Annotated in this window: 18 protein-coding genes; 13 read left to right on the top strand and 5 right to left on the bottom strand. The window is 57.8% G+C overall.

The genetic code is table 11. From position 1 onward, the window contains the following. Positions 1–71 precede the first annotated feature (71 nt). The 3 genes from AC2FF7_RS04715 to AC2FF7_RS04705 all read left to right on the top strand — a co-directional run bounded on the left by AC2FF7_RS04715 (position 72) and on the right by AC2FF7_RS04705 (position 3,731). On the top strand, positions 72–1,508 hold the full coding sequence (locus AC2FF7_RS04715) for a Do family serine endopeptidase (RefSeq protein WP_496905265.1): 1,437 nt from the start codon (positions 72–74) through the stop codon (positions 1,506–1,508). A gap of 182 nt (positions 1,509–1,690) precedes the next feature. Next, a complete protein-coding gene (locus AC2FF7_RS04710) occupies positions 1,691–2,371 on the top strand; it encodes a response regulator transcription factor (RefSeq protein WP_480867465.1) in 681 nt (226 codons plus the stop codon). Next, positions 2,364–3,731 carry a sensor histidine kinase gene (locus AC2FF7_RS04705; RefSeq protein ID WP_496905264.1) on the top strand — a complete coding sequence of 456 codons (1,368 nt, stop codon included), beginning with the start codon at positions 2,364–2,366 and terminating at the stop codon, positions 3,729–3,731. The genes AC2FF7_RS04710 and AC2FF7_RS04705 overlap by 8 nt, the downstream gene beginning before the upstream one ends. On the opposite strand, the gene AC2FF7_RS04700 is transcribed toward AC2FF7_RS04705, so the two are convergent. Genes AC2FF7_RS04700 through AC2FF7_RS04690 form a run of 3 tightly spaced genes read right to left on the bottom strand, consistent with a single transcriptional unit; the run spans position 3,712 to position 6,443 of the window. Then, positions 3,712–4,179: a CYTH domain-containing protein gene (locus AC2FF7_RS04700; RefSeq protein WP_496905263.1), complete on the bottom strand. Its 468-nt coding sequence runs from the start codon at positions 4,177–4,179 to the stop codon at positions 3,712–3,714. The genes AC2FF7_RS04705 and AC2FF7_RS04700 overlap by 20 nt on opposite strands. Further along, positions 4,176–4,931, bottom strand: coding sequence for a ParA family protein (locus AC2FF7_RS04695; RefSeq protein WP_496905262.1), 756 nt, complete (start codon positions 4,929–4,931; stop codon positions 4,176–4,178). Before AC2FF7_RS04695 ends, AC2FF7_RS04700 begins: the two co-directional genes overlap by 4 nt. A gap of 3 nt (positions 4,932–4,934) precedes the next feature. Further along, positions 4,935–6,443 (bottom strand): CHAD domain-containing protein, encoded by a 1,509-nt coding sequence (locus AC2FF7_RS04690; RefSeq protein WP_496905261.1) that lies wholly within the window; start codon positions 6,441–6,443, stop codon positions 4,935–4,937. A gap of 140 nt (positions 6,444–6,583) precedes the next feature. Between AC2FF7_RS04690 and AC2FF7_RS04685 the strand changes: the two genes are divergently transcribed. Further along, positions 6,584–6,931, top strand: coding sequence for a TfoX/Sxy family protein (locus AC2FF7_RS04685; RefSeq protein WP_480867457.1), 348 nt, complete (start codon positions 6,584–6,586; stop codon positions 6,929–6,931). A gap of 53 nt (positions 6,932–6,984) precedes the next feature. Here AC2FF7_RS04685 and ndk read toward each other — a convergent pair whose 3' ends face one another. Both ndk and AC2FF7_RS04675 read right to left on the bottom strand, forming a co-directional pair. Continuing rightward, positions 6,985–7,407: a nucleoside-diphosphate kinase gene (ndk, locus tag AC2FF7_RS04680; protein ID WP_170352964.1), complete on the bottom strand. Its 423-nt coding sequence runs from the start codon at positions 7,405–7,407 to the stop codon at positions 6,985–6,987. A gap of 102 nt (positions 7,408–7,509) precedes the next feature. Beyond that, positions 7,510–8,712 (bottom strand): multidrug effflux MFS transporter, encoded by a 1,203-nt coding sequence (locus AC2FF7_RS04675; RefSeq protein ID WP_496905300.1) that lies wholly within the window; start codon positions 8,710–8,712, stop codon positions 7,510–7,512. Positions 8,713–8,816: 104 nt separating this feature from the next. Here AC2FF7_RS04675 and AC2FF7_RS04670 point away from each other — a divergent pair, with 104 nt between their 5' ends. From AC2FF7_RS04670 to metG, 9 genes are all read left to right on the top strand, one after another. Further along, positions 8,817–10,667 carry an ABC-F family ATP-binding cassette domain-containing protein gene (locus tag AC2FF7_RS04670; protein WP_496848400.1) on the top strand — a complete coding sequence of 617 codons (1,851 nt, stop codon included), beginning with the start codon at positions 8,817–8,819 and terminating at the stop codon, positions 10,665–10,667. Next, positions 10,664–11,056: an ACT domain-containing protein gene (locus tag AC2FF7_RS04665; RefSeq protein WP_480867454.1), complete on the top strand. Its 393-nt coding sequence runs from the start codon at positions 10,664–10,666 to the stop codon at positions 11,054–11,056. The genes AC2FF7_RS04670 and AC2FF7_RS04665 overlap by 4 nt, the downstream gene beginning before the upstream one ends. Next, entirely contained in the window at positions 11,053–11,673 is a 621-nt protein-coding gene (locus AC2FF7_RS04660; RefSeq protein WP_170352956.1) for a MarC family protein, read from the top strand. Before AC2FF7_RS04665 ends, AC2FF7_RS04660 begins: the two co-directional genes overlap by 4 nt. A gap of 40 nt (positions 11,674–11,713) precedes the next feature. Further along, positions 11,714–12,295 (top strand): retropepsin-like aspartic protease family protein, encoded by a 582-nt coding sequence (locus AC2FF7_RS04655; RefSeq protein ID WP_170352955.1) that lies wholly within the window; start codon positions 11,714–11,716, stop codon positions 12,293–12,295. 48 nt (positions 12,296–12,343) lie between these two features. Next, a complete protein-coding gene (locus AC2FF7_RS04650; RefSeq protein WP_480496113.1) occupies positions 12,344–12,964 on the top strand; it encodes an ImuA family protein in 621 nt (206 codons plus the stop codon). 65 nt (positions 12,965–13,029) lie between these two features. Further along, complete coding sequence (locus AC2FF7_RS04645) at positions 13,030–14,244, top strand: MFS transporter (protein WP_480496115.1); 1,215 nt, start codon at positions 13,030–13,032, stop codon at positions 14,242–14,244. Then, on the top strand, positions 14,241–14,837 hold the full coding sequence (locus AC2FF7_RS04640) for a YceI family protein (protein WP_496905260.1): 597 nt from the start codon (positions 14,241–14,243) through the stop codon (positions 14,835–14,837). Before AC2FF7_RS04645 ends, AC2FF7_RS04640 begins: the two co-directional genes overlap by 4 nt. A 70-nt stretch (positions 14,838–14,907) precedes the next feature. Beyond that, entirely contained in the window at positions 14,908–16,143 is a 1,236-nt protein-coding gene (locus AC2FF7_RS04635) for an MFS transporter (RefSeq protein WP_480867449.1), read from the top strand. A gap of 106 nt (positions 16,144–16,249) precedes the next feature. Beyond that, a complete protein-coding gene (metG, locus tag AC2FF7_RS04630; RefSeq protein WP_480867448.1) occupies positions 16,250–17,968 on the top strand; it encodes a methionine--tRNA ligase in 1,719 nt (572 codons plus the stop codon). Positions 17,969–17,976: the final 8 nt, after the last annotated feature.

Genomic DNA, 17,976 nt, shown 5'->3' with positions numbered 1-17,976 from the left:
TGATCAGACTGGTGCCGCATCTGCTGTCTTAACGCGCGACCGCATCCGCGTGATATAAACAGGAGACCAAAATGAGCATCCGAAAATCTTCTCTTCTCATGCCGCGCACAACCAGTTGGGTTGGCGTCAGCGCCCTAAGCGCCGCGCTTCTTGCGACGACCGCCCTGCCCTCCAAAGCAGACGAAGCGCTGGCGGATCTGGTCGAGAGCGTATCGCCGTCAGTCGTGACCATTGTCGCGGAACAGAAAGCGCGCCAGATCCCGACCCAGGGACAGAACTTTGATTTTGAAGGACATCCGTTCGGTGAATTTTTCAAACGTTTCGGCGCGCCTGAAGGCTTCGATGCTCCGCAACGCGGTCCGGCACAGGGTCTGGGATCGGGATTTGTACTTGATGAGGCAGGCTACATTATCACCAACCACCATGTCGTCGACAATGCCGATTCTGTGACCGTCCGCCTAAGCGACGACCGCACGTTCGAAGCAGAAGTCATCGGGACCGACCCTTTGACGGATATCGCCGTGCTCAAAATCGACGCGGGTGAGGACCTGCAAGCCGTCGAACTGGGCGACAGCGATATTATCCGTGTGGGCGAAGATGTTGTCGCCATCGGAAACCCGTTTGGGCTCAACTCGACCGTGACTACGGGGATCGTTTCGGCCAAGGGTCGCAACATCTCGCAGGGGCCATACGCCGAATTCATCCAGACGGATGCCGCGATCAACAAGGGTAACTCGGGTGGACCTTTGTTCAACATGGATGGAGAGGTCATTGGGGTGAACTCGGCCATTTACTCGCCAACCGGCGGATCGGTGGGCTTGGGCTTTGCAGTAACGTCCAACATCGTGGACCACATCGCCTCTGATCTGCGCGATGACGGTCAGGTTAGCCGCGGCTGGTTGGGTGTCTCGATCCAGAATGTCAGCCCCGAAATCGCCGCCGCGATGGGTATCGATGCTTCAACCGGCGCGCTGGTGTCTGACGTGGTTGATGGCAGCCCGTCAGAGGGTATCCTCAAGCAAGGCGACGTTATTCTGACGTTCAACGACGAACCCGTCGAATCCAGCAGCGACCTGCCAATTCTTGTTGGAACAACCAAGGTTGGTACCGACAGCACTCTGACCGTTCTGCGTGACGGCAAGGAACAGCAGCTTAAGCTGACCGTCGGCCAGTATCAAAGCGCCTCGGCCAACATCGACACGTCTGTAGACGATGCGATCGAAGGCACCGCTCTGGGTGTGACGGTTGCCCCACTGACCGATGCCAACCGCACCGAGATGGGATTAAGCGAAAACGTCAGCGGTGTTGTGGTCACCGCTCTTGAAGCCGGTAGTCCAGCCGCCAAAGCCGGACTGCAACGTGGCGACGTGATCGTAAAACTGGGCAGTCAGAACACAACCACACCGGATGCGTTGAAGGCTGCACTGGACAGCGAAAAAACCGGCCCTGCGTTGATTCTTATCAACCGAGCAGGCAACCAGATCTTTGTTGCGGTGGAAATCGCCTGATCTGACACCCGCGCGCGCCACGTGATGGGGAATATCTGGCGTGCGCCTCCCCGGCGGGTTGATTTGTCCGCTCTCCGCCGGGACTGCCGGGTGCGCAACGACGCACCCGGCACGTTTTTCTCCAAACACAGTGCGTGACCCGACATTCTGTGGTTAAATTCAAAGTGAAAGGAGTTCGCATCATGAGCCGTCGCCTGTTGATCGTCGAAGATGACGCAGACACCCGCGAGTTCATCGCCAAAGGCTTTTGCGAGGAGGGCTATGTGGTCGAACAGGCCGCAGATGGCCGCGAGGGCCTGTACCATGCCACCGATGGCGGGTTCGATGCCATCGTGCTGGACAGAATGCTGCCGGGGCTGGACGGATTATCTCTGATCCGTTCCCTTCGGGCTGCCGGAATGAAAACCCCGGTGTTGATGCTCACCGCAATGAGCGCCGTGGATGAGCGGGTCAAAGGGCTGCGGTCGGGCGCAGATGACTATCTGGTAAAACCTTTTTCTTTCCAAGAGTTACACGCCCGCATTGAAGCACTTTTAAGGCGGCCACAGGAATCTGAGGAAAGCGCGACACTGACCTGTCGCGATCTCGAAATGGATCTGCTGACCCGCAAAGTAACGCGCGAAGGACACGAGATCACGCTGACACCGCGCGAATTTCAGATCCTCGAATACTTCCTGCGACGCAAGAACAGGGTGGTGTCCCGCACCATGTTGCTAGAAGGTGTGTGGGATTATCATTTCGACCCGAACACCAATGTTGTGGACGTCCATATCTCAAAACTGCGGAGGCAGTTGGATGAGGACGGTCGGACACCATTGATTGAAACCGTCCGCGGTGCGGGTTACATGATATCTGATGGATAACATACGGCTTTCGTTCAACAATTCCAGGACGCGCCTTGTCTTGGCCAGTATGGCCCTGAGCACATTGCTGACAGCGACGGTGCTTGCGCTGGTCTATGTAACAGCAAATCGCAGCATCGAGGGCGAAACGCGGTCGGTTGTGTCTGCAGAATTGACTGGCTTGGCGGATGAGTACGAACGTCGGGGATTGATCGGATTATTAACAGCCATTGAACGCCGCCTGCCCTCGGCCTCAGAACGAGATGCGCTTTACCTGCTAACTGACCGATTTGGCGCGAAACTTGCTGGTAACCTGAAACAGTGGCCAGTCGATATCACCGCGGGCAGCGGTTGGGTCGAACTTGAGCTCCACCGGGCGGACAATGACCAGTTGGTACCGATTTCGGCGGCTTCGATCCGCCTTCCTGGTGGAGAACGGCTCTTGGTCGGTCGAGACGCGTTGGCGCGGCAACAATTTGACCGGGTTTTGTTACGTTCGGTTGGAATAGCGCTGGGAATTGCCCTGGCGCTGAGTGTTTTGACCGGATGGTTGTTTACCAGGTTGGTCTTTTCGCGCCTGTCCGACATTGCCAGCACCGCGGAAAACATAGTCTCTGGGGATTTGTCCCGCAGAATGCCAATGCGCGGGACCGGAGACGAGTTTGATCAGGTGGCTGGAACACTGAACACGATGCTGGACCGCATCGAGGAATTGATTAGCAATCTGCGCACGACTTCGAATTCCATTGCTCATGACCTCCGCTCCCCTCTGTCGCGTCTCAAACAAAGGGTCGAGGCGTTGTCGGACCCCGCTAAAACGGATCACGAAAGAGAAATCGATGTCGCCCGTGCATCCGTTGAAATCGACCATGTTTTGCGTGTGCTGGGTCAATTGACCGAGATTTCACGCGCCGAAGCCGGTGTCGGGCGTGAACAGTTCGAAACCGTCGATCTGCAGCAGCTTGTCGGAGATGTTGTGGAACTCTATGAACCGGTCGCCGCTGATCAGGGGTCAAATCTTGAAGTTGTGGGGTCGGTCGCTCCGATACAGGGTCACCGTCCACTGTTGTCTCAGGCGCTGTCCAACTTGCTCGAGAACGCCCTGCGATATGCTCCTGAACACACAGCGATAACTGTAACAGTCAGCGAAGATGGCCCTAACGCCATCCTTAGCGTTCGTGACCACGGCCCCGGAGTTCCACCAGAAGATCTGCCGCGCTTGCAGGTGCCATTTGTCACGCTGGATCCTGCCCGTACCGAGCGTAACGCAGGGCTTGGATTGGCCCTTGTCGCCGCGATTTCACATATGCATGGCGGTGCCTTCACTGCGCGTAATTGCAACCCCGGCCTTGAGGCGACAATCAAACTGGCACGCCATTAATCGCCATTATTTTGTTCTTGTAGCGTTTATCTTCCGTGACATCCGCGCCAAACCAGTCCGGAGGCACATAGGCTAGCGCCTCGGGTTCAGAAGGGAATTCCACCTCGACCAGGCGCAACGGGGCGAGATCGCCGAAGAAGATATCCAACTCGAACACCCGACCATCTTCCATGCGGCCCGTGTACCGCTCTTTTTCGACCCGACGTCCGTCAGTTTCAGGCCAGAAGGTCTCAAATTGCTCTGCCGATATCTCTGCCTCACGTTCGATCCGTACCAATGACCCAACGCCCTTAAACGTCAGGTAGTAGCGGTCGCCTTTTTGCCGCAGGCGCAGCTCGGTGGAATCATCAGGTGCAGTCAAATAACCCTGACGCACCACTGCCCTTTCAGCCCTACTCAGATCGGGCAGTTCTGCTACCAGGAATTTACGTTCAATCTCGGCGCTCATCTTTTTGAAACCAATACATCTTCCAGTTCATCGAACAATGCCTGATAAGCTGCACAGGCTTGACTACGCGGAGCGTAGATACTGATCGGTGCGCGGTTCTGGCCCATGCGTTCAATATCTGCGGCAAACGGAATTACGGTCTGCAAAAACCTTTTACGGTACTGTTTGCGCATGCTTTCCATCGTTTCTTGGTGCAAGGACTTGCGTTGCTGAACCATCGAAAAGAAAGCCTTTATCTTCCTTCTGGGCAACTTCTTTTGCTCAAAGAAGCCAACCAACTGATCGAAAGTTCGTTCAGACAAAGTAGTGGGTATAACGGGCACGACGATCTGATCCGCTGCCTTGAAAATGTTCTCGGACAGGGTCGAAAAGTTCGGTGGGCAATCCAGTATGATTACGTCGTAGTCGCTCCCTGCACCAACCAAGGCCTTTTTCAACCGCGAGCGCTTGTTGCGCATACGCGACAGAAACACGTCGAAGTCCCTAAATGTCATGTTGGCAGGCAGAACATCAAGCCCGTCGAAGTCGCTGGCACGGATGGATTTTGTAAACCTCTCAACGTCTTCGAAGAACGTGGCCTCAGTCAGCTTTTTGGACGGTTTGACGCGCAGATAAAAGCTGGATGCCCCCTGCGGATCAAGATCACACAAAAGAACAGTGTTCCCGTCCTTGGCAAAAGCGTAAGCTAGGTTAACTGACGTCGCGGTCTTACCAACCCCGCCCTTGTTGCTGTAACAGGCAATGATTTTCACGCCCTAATCCTCCTTTTGGTGAAACAGGCTGCGAAACGTGTTTCTGACTTGTGGGCTATCGAAGTTCTGGAAGTTAGCAATCACACGCGCGCGCTCGACTTTTTGCCTTTGATCCAAGACCGCAACAAGGCCTCCGACTGCCATTGCCAATTGCGCATCCGCTCGGTGCTGGGTGTTTGTCCGCTGCTGGATAAATTCAATTAACGCCTCTTGCTGAACCGCGGCGTCATTGAAAAACCCAAGGTTATCTTGCAATTTTTTCAGAGGCTTGAGGATTCTTTTGAAAGCACTTTGGTCAAAGAGTGGGCCAAAAAACTCCATCAGGTAGCGTAACTTTTTGCAGTCAATCCTAAGATCATGAACCAAAGCGTCTGGTGTTTCCCGAGTGATCATGCGTGCGCGTTTACAGACTTTGCGATAACGCTTCCAAATCAACGCACAGGCGTAATCGTAAGCGCCGAGCTGCGCGTTGGGGCCGGGCTCGAAGTTGGATGCATCTGAAAACAGCTTCAAAGTCGCGCTGACGTGTTTATTGTATTTCGCCGATCGCAAACGCCTACACAACGCGGCCTGTACCTGCTTTCTCTCGTCTTCGAGCATTGTAAACATGATACCCGCACCCTCATGAAGACTTGGCGGTAACAATTTGAAATAATTATTTTTCTCTAGCAGATAGACATCCAGATCCCGCACCCGTCCGGTTGGCGCCATAAGATCAGAGAACGTTCGTTTCAACTTGATGGTTTGCCGCTCGGAAAACACGCCTTTAAACAGGCTGAGAACTGACCGCACGCGCCGCAGGGATACGCGGTAGTCGTGAAGAAACTCGGTGTCGATGTCCGCAAGCAACCCCGCCTCATTCTGCCGCGCGACGGTCAGGAAGGTATGGATCAGGTCAGTCGCCACCTCGGCCGAAGGCTCGGTCTTTCCCAGTCTTATTTCTGGCTTTGCCCGGTAAGGAACAGCGTCTGGAAAGAGGGTAACGCACAGAGTTTCCAGTCCAACATTCACGTCCAAATCTATGTTATTACGCAATAATTGAAATGTTCGATCATAGCCTTTCATGCGCCCAAATGTCAGAATACAGGCTTGGCCGCGCTCCGACGTCAACGTTGTCAACACCCCCCGTACCTGCGTTTTTTGCAGGTCGTCTAAGACAGATAAATCTTGGGTCGACATCACACCTGATCCGATGCGCATAAACGCTCGCAGTTTCGGAAAATCACCCAGTGCATCGCGAACGGGGCCAGCAGTAAGATCGCTTAGAAAACAGCCTTCTGCCCGACCTTTCTGCGCCAAGACCATACCGTCGCCGACCAATTTCAGTTCATCGGATATCTGGAAAAGTACGCGACCCGACGCCCGGATTGACTGGTCGTGACAATCCAAGACATGAAAAGTCTGGTGCGAAAGCCCTTTTTCGACCGATAAAACATACCCTTTTAGGCGTGACGAAATACGCCGCGCGTCGAAGCCGCCTGCCAAAATGAAAACAGCGTCAGTATCCGTCATCGCAAACAACCCCTGCCCGATGAGACAAGACACTGTCAGGAGATGGCGATTCCGCCCCGAAATCAACCCTTTCTCACGACTGCACTGGGCTTGACGAACTTGCCGATGACAGAGCGGGCGCATCGGGCTAAGACGAGACTATGTCTGATCCTGTTTCCTCGATCCGAAACCTTGGCCCTGCATTCGAACAGGCCTGTGCCCGCGCCGGCATCCATTCGGCACAGCAGTTGCGCGATCTGGGTGCGGATGCAGCTTATACCCGCCTGCTGCGCAGTGGTTCGCGCCCACATTTCATCGGCTACTACGTGCTGGTGATGGGGCTGCAGGGGCGTCCATGGAACGATTGCAAAGGCGAGGAGAAGAAGGCGCTGCGCAAACGGTTCGATGCGATCAAGGCCGGGGTCAGTACCGCGCCTGAGATGCAGATCATCGCTGATCTGGATGCGATCGGCGTGCGGATATCGGCTGCGGACCTCAAACCCGAATGAAAAAGGCCGCCCCCGGTGACGGGAGCGGCCCTGAATTCTACTGTGGCTAAAGTTTAGCCGACCAGTTCAATGCCCGAGAAGAAATAGGCGATTTCTACCGCTGCGGTCTCAGGTGCGTCGGAACCGTGGACCGAGTTTTCGCCAACGGATTCAGCAAACTCGGCACGGATGGTGCCGGCCGCTGCGTCTGCAGGGTTGGTTGCGCCCATGACTTCGCGGTTCTTGGCAATGGCGCCTTCACCTTCCAGAACCTGAACAACGACCGGAGCCGACGACATGAACTCGCACAGCTCGTCATAGAACGGACGCTCGGCATGAACTTCGTAGAACTTGCCAGCTTGCTCTTTGGTCATGTGGATGCGCTTTTGCGCAACGATGCGCAGGCCCGCGTCTTCAAACTTGGCGTTGATCTTGCCAGTCAGGTTGCGGCGGGTTGCATCGGGTTTGATGATCGAGAATGTGCGTTCCAGTGCCATATCGGCCTCTCCTTACAATGTGGCGCGTGGTATGCGCCGAAATCCATCGCGCGCCGCCTAGCACGGTATGTGGCCCAAGAAAAGTGTTATATGGCGTGGCGCTCAGATCGTGTCCGGCAATGGGTCCAACTGGTCGACCCGGCGAACATAGAGGATGGACAGAAGCCCGGCGAAACTGCTGAGGCACATCATGCCGAGAACGAGATAAGGACCATTCTCGGCAGTAACCAAGGCCCCAGTGGCCATGGTCAGCACGGCTCCCAACGCCACGGTCATCGCGCCCGACAATCCCGCCGCGCTGCCCGCCAGTTGCGGACGCACCGACATCAGCCCGGCAGTCGCATTGGCCACCGTCAACCCGTTGCCGAACCCAACCAGAATAGCCGAGCCGAAAAAGGTCCAGACGCTGCCGCCTTCGGCCGCGAAAACCACGAACCCCATCAAGGGCCCGACCGAGGCTATCACCCGCCCCGTCAAAATCATGGAGTTCAACCGGATCCGCGCCGCTAGACGCCCGGTCAGGTAGCTGCCCGCCATGAACCCCAGCGTAATGATCCCGATCCCCAGCCCGAGAAGCGCGGGGTTCAGGTCGAACCACGTCGCCGCAACTAAGGGCGCGCCGGTGATGAAGGCGTAGAACCCGCCAATCGAAAACGCGGCGCAGAAGGAATAGCCCCAGAACCGGCGTGAGTTGAAGAGCTGCGGATAAAGCCTCATCTGCGCGGCGAAAGTGGCCGTTGTGTTTGTGTTGGTCTCGCCCAGATCGACCCAGATCAACGCCAAGAGGCCCGTGCCCAGAAGAACATACAAAACAAACCCCGCGCGCCAGCCAAACAGCATCTCGAGCAGACCGCCCAGCATCGGCCCCAGCATCGGGGCGAGCGCCATGGCCATCGAGACATAGCCTAGTTTGGCGGCAGCCTCATTCGGTGGGTGCATGTCGCGGATCGCAGCGCGGGCCAGCACCTGCCCCGCGATCACCGCGCCCTGCAGCATTCGGAACCCAAGAAACGCCCAGATCGAATTTGCCAACGCACAGCCGATTGAGGCCACCACGAAGATAACCATGCAGACCAGCAAAACCGGCCTGCGCCCGAAGCGGTCGGACAAAGGTCCCATGATCAACTGCAGCACCGCCGACAGCGCCAGATAACCCGCGACCGACAGGTTCACCAACGCATAGTCCGCCTCCAGCGATACGCCTATGGCGGGCAGAGACGGCAGGAACATGTTCAGCGACAGCACTGACAACCCGGTCAGCAGGACCAGTGTGATCATCGACGGTGGTGTCTGCGCGGGCTTCATCGAGGGTTCCAGTTCATTCAAACATGTCAGCGCTATCACACTGATCGCATGATGAACATGCCAAGCCGCTGGCGGCGGCATCACGGCTCTGCTAAGAGCGGCCCATGCTACGGATCGAAGACATCAATTACGCCGTCGAAGGCCGCCCTTTGTTCGATGCGGCCAGTGCCACCATTCCCGATGGGCACAAGGTTGGGCTTGTGGGCCGCAATGGCACCGGCAAGACCACCCTGTTCCGCCTGATCCGGGGGGAATTGGCGCTGGAATCGGGCAATATCCTGCTGCCCAAACGCGCGCGGATCGGCGGTGTGGCGCAAGAGGTACCCTCCTCCGATGTCTCGCTGATCAATACCGTTCTGGCCGCCGATACCGAACGCAGTTCCCTGATGGCCGAGGCCGACAGCGCCACCGACCCTGCCCGCATCGCTGACATTCAGACCCGGCTGGCCGATATCGACGCTTGGTCGGCCGAAGCGCGCGCGGCCTCGATCCTGAAAGGTCTGGGGTTTGACGACGAGGATCAGCTGAAACCCTGCTCGGATTTCTCGGGCGGGTGGCGGATGCGTGTCGCGCTGGCGGCAGTACTGTTTTCGCAGCCCGATCTGCTGCTGCTGGACGAACCGACCAACTATCTGGACCTTGAAGGCGCGCTGTGGCTGGAAAGCTATCTGGCCAAATACCCGCATACAGTCATCATCATCAGCCACGACCGAGGGCTGTTGAACCGCGCGGTGGGGTCGATCCTGCATCTGGAAGATCGCAAGCTGACCTACTACGCCGTGCCTTACGACAAATTCGCCGAACGCCGCGCCGAACGCATTGCTCAGGCGGAATCGGAAAATGCCAAGGCCAAGGCCCGCATCGCTCATCTGCAGAGCTTCGTGGACCGGTTCCGCGCCAAGGCCACCAAGGCCGTGCAGGCCCAGTCGCGCCTGAAGATGATCGAGCGCATTCAGCTGGTCTCGACCCCGCAAGAGGCCGCCCTGCGCGCGTTTTCCTTCCCCGAGCCCGAGGAACTGTCGCCCCCGATCATTCACCTTGAGGGCGGTATCACAGGCTATGGCGACACCGAAGTGCTGCGCCGTCTGAACCTGCGCATTGATCAGGATGATCGCATCGCCCTACTGGGTAAGAACGGTCAGGGCAAATCGACCTTGTCCAAACTGCTGTCCGACCGCCTGCCCCTGATGGCAGGCAAGATGACCCGCAGTTCCAAGCTGCGCATCGGCTATTTCGCGCAGCATCAGGTGGATGAGCTGTATGTGGACGAAACTCCTCTGGACCACCTGCGCCGCCTGCGCCCGGATGAGGCACCGGGCAAGTGGCGATCCCGTCTGGCCGGGTTTGGCCTGAATGCCGACCAGGCGGATACAGAGGTCGGGCGTCTGTCGGGCGGCCAGAAAGCACGCCTGTCGCTGCTGCTGGCCACGATCGACGCGCCGCATATGCTGATTCTGGACGAACCCACCAACCATCTGGATATCGAAAGCCGCGAAGCGCTGGTCGAAGCGTTGACCGCCTATTCCGGCGCGGTGGTTCTGGTCAGCCACGACATGCACCTGCTGTCGCTGGTTGCGGATCGGCTGTGGCTTGTATCGGACGGGTCGGTAAAACCGTTCGAGGGCGATTTGGAGGCCTATCGTGCCCTGCTGCTGGCCCGCGACAAGCCGGTCAAGGAAAAGCCTGCCGCCGCGAAACCAAAACGCCCCTCGCGGGATGCGATGCTGGCCCTTCGCGCCGATCTGCGCAAATGCGAAGACCGGATTGAGAAGCTGACGGATATGCATGAAAAGCTGTCTGCAAAACTTGCCGATCCGGCCTTGTATGAAGACGATCGGATCAACGATCTGGAAACCTGGAATCGCAAATTCGCTGAGGTGGTTGAAGCGATGCAAAAAGCCGAAGCCCTTTGGGTGTCCGCCGCAGAACGTCTGGAGGAAGCCGAAGCGTCATGACTTCCCCAGTCACCGAAACTAAAGATATGATTGCCGGTATGCGCCCCGCGCTTCAGCCCGGTGAATATGCCTTTGTTGTCTGGCCGCCCGACGCAGAATGGCCAAGGGGCACACGGGCCAGCTGTATCGAGGCCGAGGGCCTTTCGCTGATCGTTCCCTTCGAGGCAGCGCAGAACGGCGCTGTACCTATGCGCTGCATTACCCTGCAGGTGCATTCCTCGCTTGAAGGTGTCGGCCTAACCGCTGCCGTCTCAAGTGCGCTTGCGCAAGCTGACATTCCGGCAAACATGGTTGCGGGGTATCACCATGACCATGTTTATGTTCCCAGCGATCAGGCCGATAAGGCCGTGGCAATCCTGACAGAACTTCAGGGCAGTGCCACAGAATGATCGACCTAGCCTTTTTCGTCACCGCATTCACCACCCTGTTCGTGGTGATCGACCCCTTTGGCACCACGCCCATCTTCGTGGCGCTGACACAGGATATGGATGCCGCAACCCGCCGCAAAACCGCGATCCGTAGCTGCCTGACCGCCGTTTGCATCCTGATCGCCTTTGCGGCCTTTGGCGAGGCGGTGCTGGGCTTTGTTGGCATCTCGATGGAGGCGTTCCGCGTCGCTGGTGGCGCATTGCTGTTCCTGACCGCGCTGGACATGCTGTTTGACCGCCGTACCAAACGGCGCGAGGACCGGGCCGAGGAAGAGGAACACCCCGACCCGTCCGTGTTCCCGTTGGCCATTCCGTTGATCGCGGGGCCAGGCTCGATTGCCACGATCATTCTGCTGGCCGGGCAGCACCCCGGCGTTTTGGGTATCGTCGAGGCTTGCATCGTCATGCTGGCCGTCATGGCCGTTGTTTTCATTTTTTTCCTGTCGGGTGGCGTGATCGCGCGCATTCTGGGCAAAACCGGTTTGAACGTGCTGACCCGTTTGTTGGGAATGCTGCTGGCGGCTCTGTCTGTTCAGTTCATATTGGATGGTCTCAAAGCCTTTGGTTTTGCGTCCTGACCCCCATATATCTTTCAATAGAATTGGATAGGATGATGGTATGGACGGCGACAGCTTTGCACGTTTGGCATATTTGAGCCTGCTTGGCGCGGCTGTTGTGGCGTGGTTTTTTTCGCAAAACCGGCAATCCCTGAACAAAACCTTGCAACAGGCGATGGCCTGGGTGTTCATTTTCATTGGCGTTATCGCCGTGGTCGGCCTATGGGAAGATATCCGCTCAACTGTTGGTCCGTCTCCTCAGATGACCGTAACCGGCGAGGTGATCGAGGTCCCCCGTGCGTATGATGGTCACTACTATCTGCCGGTCGAGGTTAACGGCCAGTCGATCACCTTTCTTGTTGATACAGGAGCCAGCCAGATTGTGCTGGCCCAGCGCGACGCCGAACGTCTGGGCATTGATACTGATCAGTTGAACTATATCGGCCGCGCCGCAACGGCGAATGGCGAGGTCCGGACGGCACCGGTGCGTCTGGATACGCTGACGCTGGGCCCGGTTACAGATCGCAATGTCTCGGCCTGGGTAAATGAAGGAGAGCTGTTCCAGTCGCTGCTGGGCATGGACTATCTGCATCTTTTCTCGAACATCCAGTTTGCGGATGGGCGCATGATCCTGTCTCGCTGACTTCAATCCACCATTGAGAACAAAATAAGAACATGCTAACATGAATGCATGTCTGCACATCTTCTTGATCGTAAAGCCAAACGCACAGCAGCGGGCCTTGCACTGCATCCTCAGATCACCTTACAACTGGGCCGCGTGCACGAAGCCTGTGGCCCTGCTCGACGCAGTTTCGCCACCTGGCTGGCCGGTCAGACGCAAGGTCCCGTGCTGTGGATTTCCCCCGCGTGGGAGCCGGGCCAGTTGAACCCTGACGGCATGATGCCCTTTGTCGATCCCGGCCGCTTCATCTTTGTCCACCCAACCCGCGCCGAGGATATTTTATGGTGTCTGGAAGAGGCCCTGCGCAGCGGGGCGATCCCGCTGATCATCGGTGACCTGCCTGGTGCGCCCAGCCTGACGCCCGTGCGCCGAATGCATCTGGCCGCCGAACAGGGGGGCACGCTGGGGCGGGCTCCGCTGGGGCTGTTGCTGACACCGGGTGATGGCGGCGCGCAGGGGGTTGAGACGCGTTGGCACATGGCCGCTGATCATGCCCAAGAAGCGCGCCGCTGGACCCTAACCCGCCGCCGTGCCCGCGCCCTGCCCCCGATCACGTGGCACGCTACGCAGACCAAACCGCGCGCCGGATTGAACCTGCAAAGAACGGCAACCGACGAGGTATTGTCGTGACACCACAGCGTGATCACGAAAGAAGTGACTAGCCAACCCCCACCCCGCGCCCTAGCGTTCCGGGAATGAGCCACGCAATCCACGACAGCCGCTATTCTTGGCTACGCCTTACAATCACACTTGCCATCGCGATGGTGGCGAATGTGGGCATGTGGGCGGTCATCGTGGTCATGCCCGCGATCGAGACACAGTTCGACGCGGGGCGGGCCGAAGCCTCGTTGCCTTACGTTCTGACCATGATCGGCTTTGCGCTGGGGAACATGTGGCTGGGGCAACTGGTCGATCGGCTGGGTGTGACCAAAGCGTTGATCGGAGCGGCCGTGCTCAGCACCGTCAGCTATGTGCTGGCAACCCTAGCGCCGAACATGGTCATGCTGTCGCTAGCACATCTGTTGGTGGGACTAGGCACCTCGATCGGGTTTGGTCCGCTGATCGCTGATATCTCGCACTGGTTCATGAAGCGGCGCGGCATTGCCGTGGCACTGGTGGCCAGCGGCAACTACCTGTCGGGCGCGATCTGGCCCACCCTTCTGTCCGATATTCTGGCGCGCGACGGCTGGCAGCAGGTCTATCTGACGCTGGCTCTAATAACTCCGGTGATCGTCATCCCCCTGTCCCTGTTGCTGCGCCGTCAGGTTCCGGCCGAGGCGCATCAGACCGCAGCCGCGAGCGCCAGCATCAAGGCAAGCAGCGTCGGGATCTCGCCGCGCGCGTTGCAATACATTCTGGGTCTGGCCGGGATCGGGTGTTGCGTTGCGATGTCGATGCCGCAGGTCCATATCGTCTCGTATTGCGTCGGGCTGGGCTATGGGCCCGCCGTCGGGGCCGAGATGCTGTCACTGATGTTGCTAGGCGGCGTGGTCAGCCGCGTGATTTCCGGGATGGTGGCCGACAAGCTGGGCGGGCTGATGACCCTGCTGATCGGGTCAATACTGCAATGCATCGCTCTGTTTCTGTTCCTGCCTTATGACGGGATGGTTTCGCTTTACATCATCAGCCTCATGTTCGGGTTAGCACAGGGTGGGATCGTACCCAGCTATGCGCTGGTTGTGCGCGAATACATGCCTCCGCAAGAGGCCGGAGCCCGCGTGGGCTTTGTCATGATGATGACCATCATGGGGATGGCTCTGGGCGGCTGGATGTCGGGCTGGATTTACGACGTAACCGGAAATTATCAATTGGCCTTTATCAACGGCATTCTCTGGAACGGGCTGAACATCGCAATCCTGCTGATGTTGCTGAAGCGCTCGCGCCCCCGCAGGCAAGAGGTCATGGCATGACCCAAGTAACACGACGCGCCGTACTGGCAGGTTTGGCTGTACTGACCCTTGCGGGTTCAGCACTGGCTGCGCCGCGCACGTACCAATTGGTGCCGGATGGAACATCGGTCGATTTCACCTTTGACCTTTCCGGCATCTCACAATCCGGCACCATGCCCATCGAATCCGCCGACATTCGGATCGACCTGAACGACCTGCTGAACAGCCGTGTGGACGTGATCCTGAACGTCGCCAAAGCGCGGACCAAGCTGCCATTCGCCCACAAACCCATGCTGAGCGAGAGCGTCCTGGATGCCGAAGGGTTTCCGACCATCCATTTTGTGTCAACAAGCGTACAACTTGGTGAAAGCGGCCGCATCTCTCAGGGCGCCAAGATCAGCGGGGATTTGACCGTTCGTGGCGTCACCCGCCCAATCGAGTTGAAAGCTGATTTATTCCGACCTCCGGGCAGTGCCGCTGACAATCTGGACGATCTGTCCATCCGCCTGACCGGAGAGTTGAACCGGCACGATTTCGGAGCGTCAGGCTATGCTGATCTGGTACAGGACACCGTAGGCTTGGACATCCGGGCGGAAATCCAACGCTCACAATAGCAAAAAAACGACGCGTCAAGGTCGATAAGCTGCGCGCATCTCGCTGCGGATGTCCCAAGGTGGTATCGTTATGCGCACGATGATTTCTTTTGCCGCCCTGTTTCTTTCGGTTATTCTGCTGCAGTTATCGACCGGCGGCGTGGGGCCGCTTGACGCCATCTCGGGACTGACGCTGGACTTTTCAACCGAGCAGATTGGTATGCTCGGATCGTCGCATTTCATTGGCTTTTTTGTGGGTTGCTGGTGGGCGCCTCGTCTGATGGGCAGCGTGGGGCATTCCCGCGCCTTTGCTGTCTGTACGGCATTGGGCGCGATGGGGTTGCTGGGGCATACTCTGACAGAAAACCCGAACGTCTGGGCCGTGCTACGGATCGCGTCAGGCACCTGTGTCGCTGGGTGCTATACAGTGATCGAGGCCTGGCTGAACGCCAAGGTCACCAACGAGTCGCGTGGCCGTGTCATGGGCAGTTACCGCATCGCCGATCTGGGCGCGTCGCTCTGTGCCCAGTTGATCATCGCTGTGCTGCCGCCCGCATCTTATGTCTCATACAACTTGCTGGCCATTTTATGCTGTGCCTCGCTGTTGCCGCTGACCTTGACCAAGGCGAGCCAACCTAAAACGCCCGACGCCCCTCGCCTGCGTCCTAAACTGGCATGGCGCAGTTCACCATTGGCTGTGGCGGGCGTGATCGTCGCGGCGCTCAGTTCGGCATCCTTCCGCATGGTCGGGCCGGTCTATGGGCAAGAGGTCGGACTTGGCGTCGACCAGATTGCTTTCTTTCTGGCGTCCTTCGTTCTGGGCGGGGCATTGGCGCAATACCCGGTAGGTTGGTTGGCAGACAAGTATGACCGTCGCTGGGTGTTGATCTGGCTGTCTGCCGCAGCGGTCCTGAGTTGCGGCATCACGATGGCAGCCGGTGGGGCAGGAACAATAGGCGTGATGCTGGCTGCGGGGATCTTTGGATTGACGACTTTCCCGATCTTTTCCGTCTCGTCTGCGCACGCAAACGACTTTGCCACAACCGAAGAACGGGTCGAGCTTTCTGCCGCATTGATGTTCTGGTTTGCGCTGGGTGCGATTGCGTCACCCTATGTATCGTCTAACCTGATTCAGCAGTTCGGCCCCGGCGCGTTGTTTGCTTTTGTTGCTTTGGGTCATGTATTCCTGATCGCGTTTGGCCTAGCACGAATGCGGTCGCGTCCGACACCGGATGAGCGAACAAACTATGTCTACGCTCCGCGAACATCCTTCACGATTGGGCGGCTGTTGAAACGGTCACGTGAGGCCGACAAAAACAGCCCCTGAACCGGTCGAATTGAGTTAACAAATAACAACACACGCAAAAGCCGGGCTTTTGCTGCCCGGTTACATAAGGTAGACGGGCGCGCAGACAGATACGTGGACACGCAAAATGGCTCGGATTCTCATCACCTCGGCGATACCCTACATCAACGGGATCAAGCACCTCGGCAACCTGATCGGCTCGCAGCTGCCGGCTGATCTGTACGCGCGCTATCAGCGTGGCCGCGGGAATGAGGTGATGTTCCTGTGTGCCACCGACGAACACGGAACCCCGGCGGAACTCGCCGCCGCCAAGGCGGGTAAGCCTGTGGCCGAATACTGCGCCGAGATGCATGGCGTTCAGGCCGATATCGCAAACCGGTTCGGACTGAGCTTTGATCACTTTGGCCGGTCGTCCAGCGATCAGAACAAGCACCTGACCCAGCATTTCGCGGGCAAACTGGACGAGGCCGGGCTGATCCGTGAGGTCAGCGAAAAACAGGTCTATTCCAACGCCGATGGCCGGTTCCTGCCCGACCGCTATATCGAGGGCACCTGCCCCAATTGCGGCTATGACCGCGCACGCGGCGATCAGTGTGAGAACTGTACCAAACAGTTGGACCCCACCGACCTGATCGAGCCGCGCAGCGCGATCAGTGGTTCGACTGATCTTGAGGTCCGCGAGACCAAGCACCTGTATCTGCGTCAATCCGCGATGAAAGATCAGCTGGATGCGTGGATCGACAGCAAAGCTGACTGGCCAATCCTGACCACCTCGATTGCCAAGAAATGGTTGCATGACGGAGACGGCCTGCAGGATCGAGGTATCACCCGCGATCTGGACTGGGGCGTTCCGGTCAAGAAAGGCGATCAGGACTGGCCGGGAATGGAAGGCAAAGTCTTCTATGTCTGGTTCGACGCGCCGATCGAATATATCGCCTGTGCCAAGGAATGGGCCGATGCCAGTGGAAAACCGGATGCCGAGTGGGAACGCTGGTGGCGCACCGACAAAGGCGCAGATGACGTGCGCTATGTGCAGTTCATGGGCAAAGATAACGTGCCTTTCCATACGCTCAGCTTCCCGGCCACCATTCTGGGATCAGGCGAGCCGTGGAAGATGGTCGATCACCTGAAATCCTTCAACTATCTGAACTATGATGGCGGCCAGTTCTCGACCTCTCAGGGTCGTGGCGTGTTTATGGATCAGGCTCTTGAGATCCTGCCCGCCGATTACTGGCGCTGGTGGCTGCTGAGCCATGCGCCCGAAAGCAGCGACAGCGAGTTCACATGGGAAAATTTCCAGCAGTCGGTGAACAAGGACCTGGCCGACGTGCTGGGCAACTTTGTCAGCCGGATCACCAAGTTCTGCCGTTCGAAATTTGGTGAGGCAGTGCCTGAGGGTGGCGTTTTTGGTGAGCGTGAACAAGAGCTTATCGCAGAGCTCACCCGCCGGGTCCGAGCCTATGAAGGTTTTATGGAATCAATGGAGGTCCGCAAATCAGCGCAAGAACTGCGTGCGATTTGGGTCGCGGGCAACGAATACCTGCAATCCGCAGCGCCGTGGTCAACCTTCAAGGAAGACCCGGCACAGGCTGCCGCACAAGTACGCCTTGGTCTGAACCTGATCCGACTGTACGCCGTGTTAAGCGCACCGTTCATCCCGATCACCTCGGCTCGGATGCTGAGCGCGATGAACACGCTGGACACCGATTGGCCAGAAGACATCGCAGCCGCGTTGAACGCCCTGCCCGCTGGTCATGAATTTGCTGTTCCAGATGTTCTTTTCGCCAAGATTACGGATGAACAGCGCGAAGACTGGCAAACTCGTTTTGCGGGCACCCGCGACTGACGGTTCAC

Source organism: Ruegeria sp. YTSC325, assembly GCF_059609525.1.
Note: the sequence above shows the minus strand (reverse complement) of the source record. Positions and strands in the feature narration are given on the sequence as shown.

Coding starts and splice junctions, on each gene's coding strand:
- AC2FF7_RS04715 (WP_496905265.1), top strand. CDS start 72: ATGAGCATCCGAAAATCTTCTCTTCTCATGCCGCGCACAACCAGTTGG.
- AC2FF7_RS04710 (WP_480867465.1), top strand. CDS start 1,691: ATGAGCCGTCGCCTGTTGATCGTCGAAGATGACGCAGACACCCGCGAG.
- AC2FF7_RS04705 (WP_496905264.1), top strand. CDS start 2,364: ATGGATAACATACGGCTTTCGTTCAACAATTCCAGGACGCGCCTTGTC.
- AC2FF7_RS04700 (WP_496905263.1), bottom strand. CDS start 4,179: ATGAGCGCCGAGATTGAACGTAAATTCCTGGTAGCAGAACTGCCCGAT.
- AC2FF7_RS04690 (WP_496905261.1), bottom strand. CDS start 6,443: ATGACGGATACTGACGCTGTTTTCATTTTGGCAGGCGGCTTCGACGCG.
- AC2FF7_RS04685 (WP_480867457.1), top strand. CDS start 6,584: ATGTCTGATCCTGTTTCCTCGATCCGAAACCTTGGCCCTGCATTCGAA.
- ndk (WP_170352964.1), bottom strand. CDS start 7,407: ATGGCACTGGAACGCACATTCTCGATCATCAAACCCGATGCAACCCGC.
- AC2FF7_RS04675 (WP_496905300.1), bottom strand. CDS start 8,712: ATGAAGCCCGCGCAGACACCACCGTCGATGATCACACTGGTCCTGCTG.
- AC2FF7_RS04670 (WP_496848400.1), top strand. CDS start 8,817: ATGCTACGGATCGAAGACATCAATTACGCCGTCGAAGGCCGCCCTTTG.
- AC2FF7_RS04665 (WP_480867454.1), top strand. CDS start 10,664: ATGACTTCCCCAGTCACCGAAACTAAAGATATGATTGCCGGTATGCGC.
- AC2FF7_RS04660 (WP_170352956.1), top strand. CDS start 11,053: ATGATCGACCTAGCCTTTTTCGTCACCGCATTCACCACCCTGTTCGTG.
- AC2FF7_RS04655 (WP_170352955.1), top strand. CDS start 11,714: ATGGACGGCGACAGCTTTGCACGTTTGGCATATTTGAGCCTGCTTGGC.
- AC2FF7_RS04650 (WP_480496113.1), top strand. CDS start 12,344: ATGTCTGCACATCTTCTTGATCGTAAAGCCAAACGCACAGCAGCGGGC.
- AC2FF7_RS04645 (WP_480496115.1), top strand. CDS start 13,030: ATGAGCCACGCAATCCACGACAGCCGCTATTCTTGGCTACGCCTTACA.
- AC2FF7_RS04640 (WP_496905260.1), top strand. CDS start 14,241: ATGACCCAAGTAACACGACGCGCCGTACTGGCAGGTTTGGCTGTACTG.
- AC2FF7_RS04635 (WP_480867449.1), top strand. CDS start 14,908: ATGCGCACGATGATTTCTTTTGCCGCCCTGTTTCTTTCGGTTATTCTG.
- metG (WP_480867448.1), top strand. CDS start 16,250: ATGGCTCGGATTCTCATCACCTCGGCGATACCCTACATCAACGGGATC.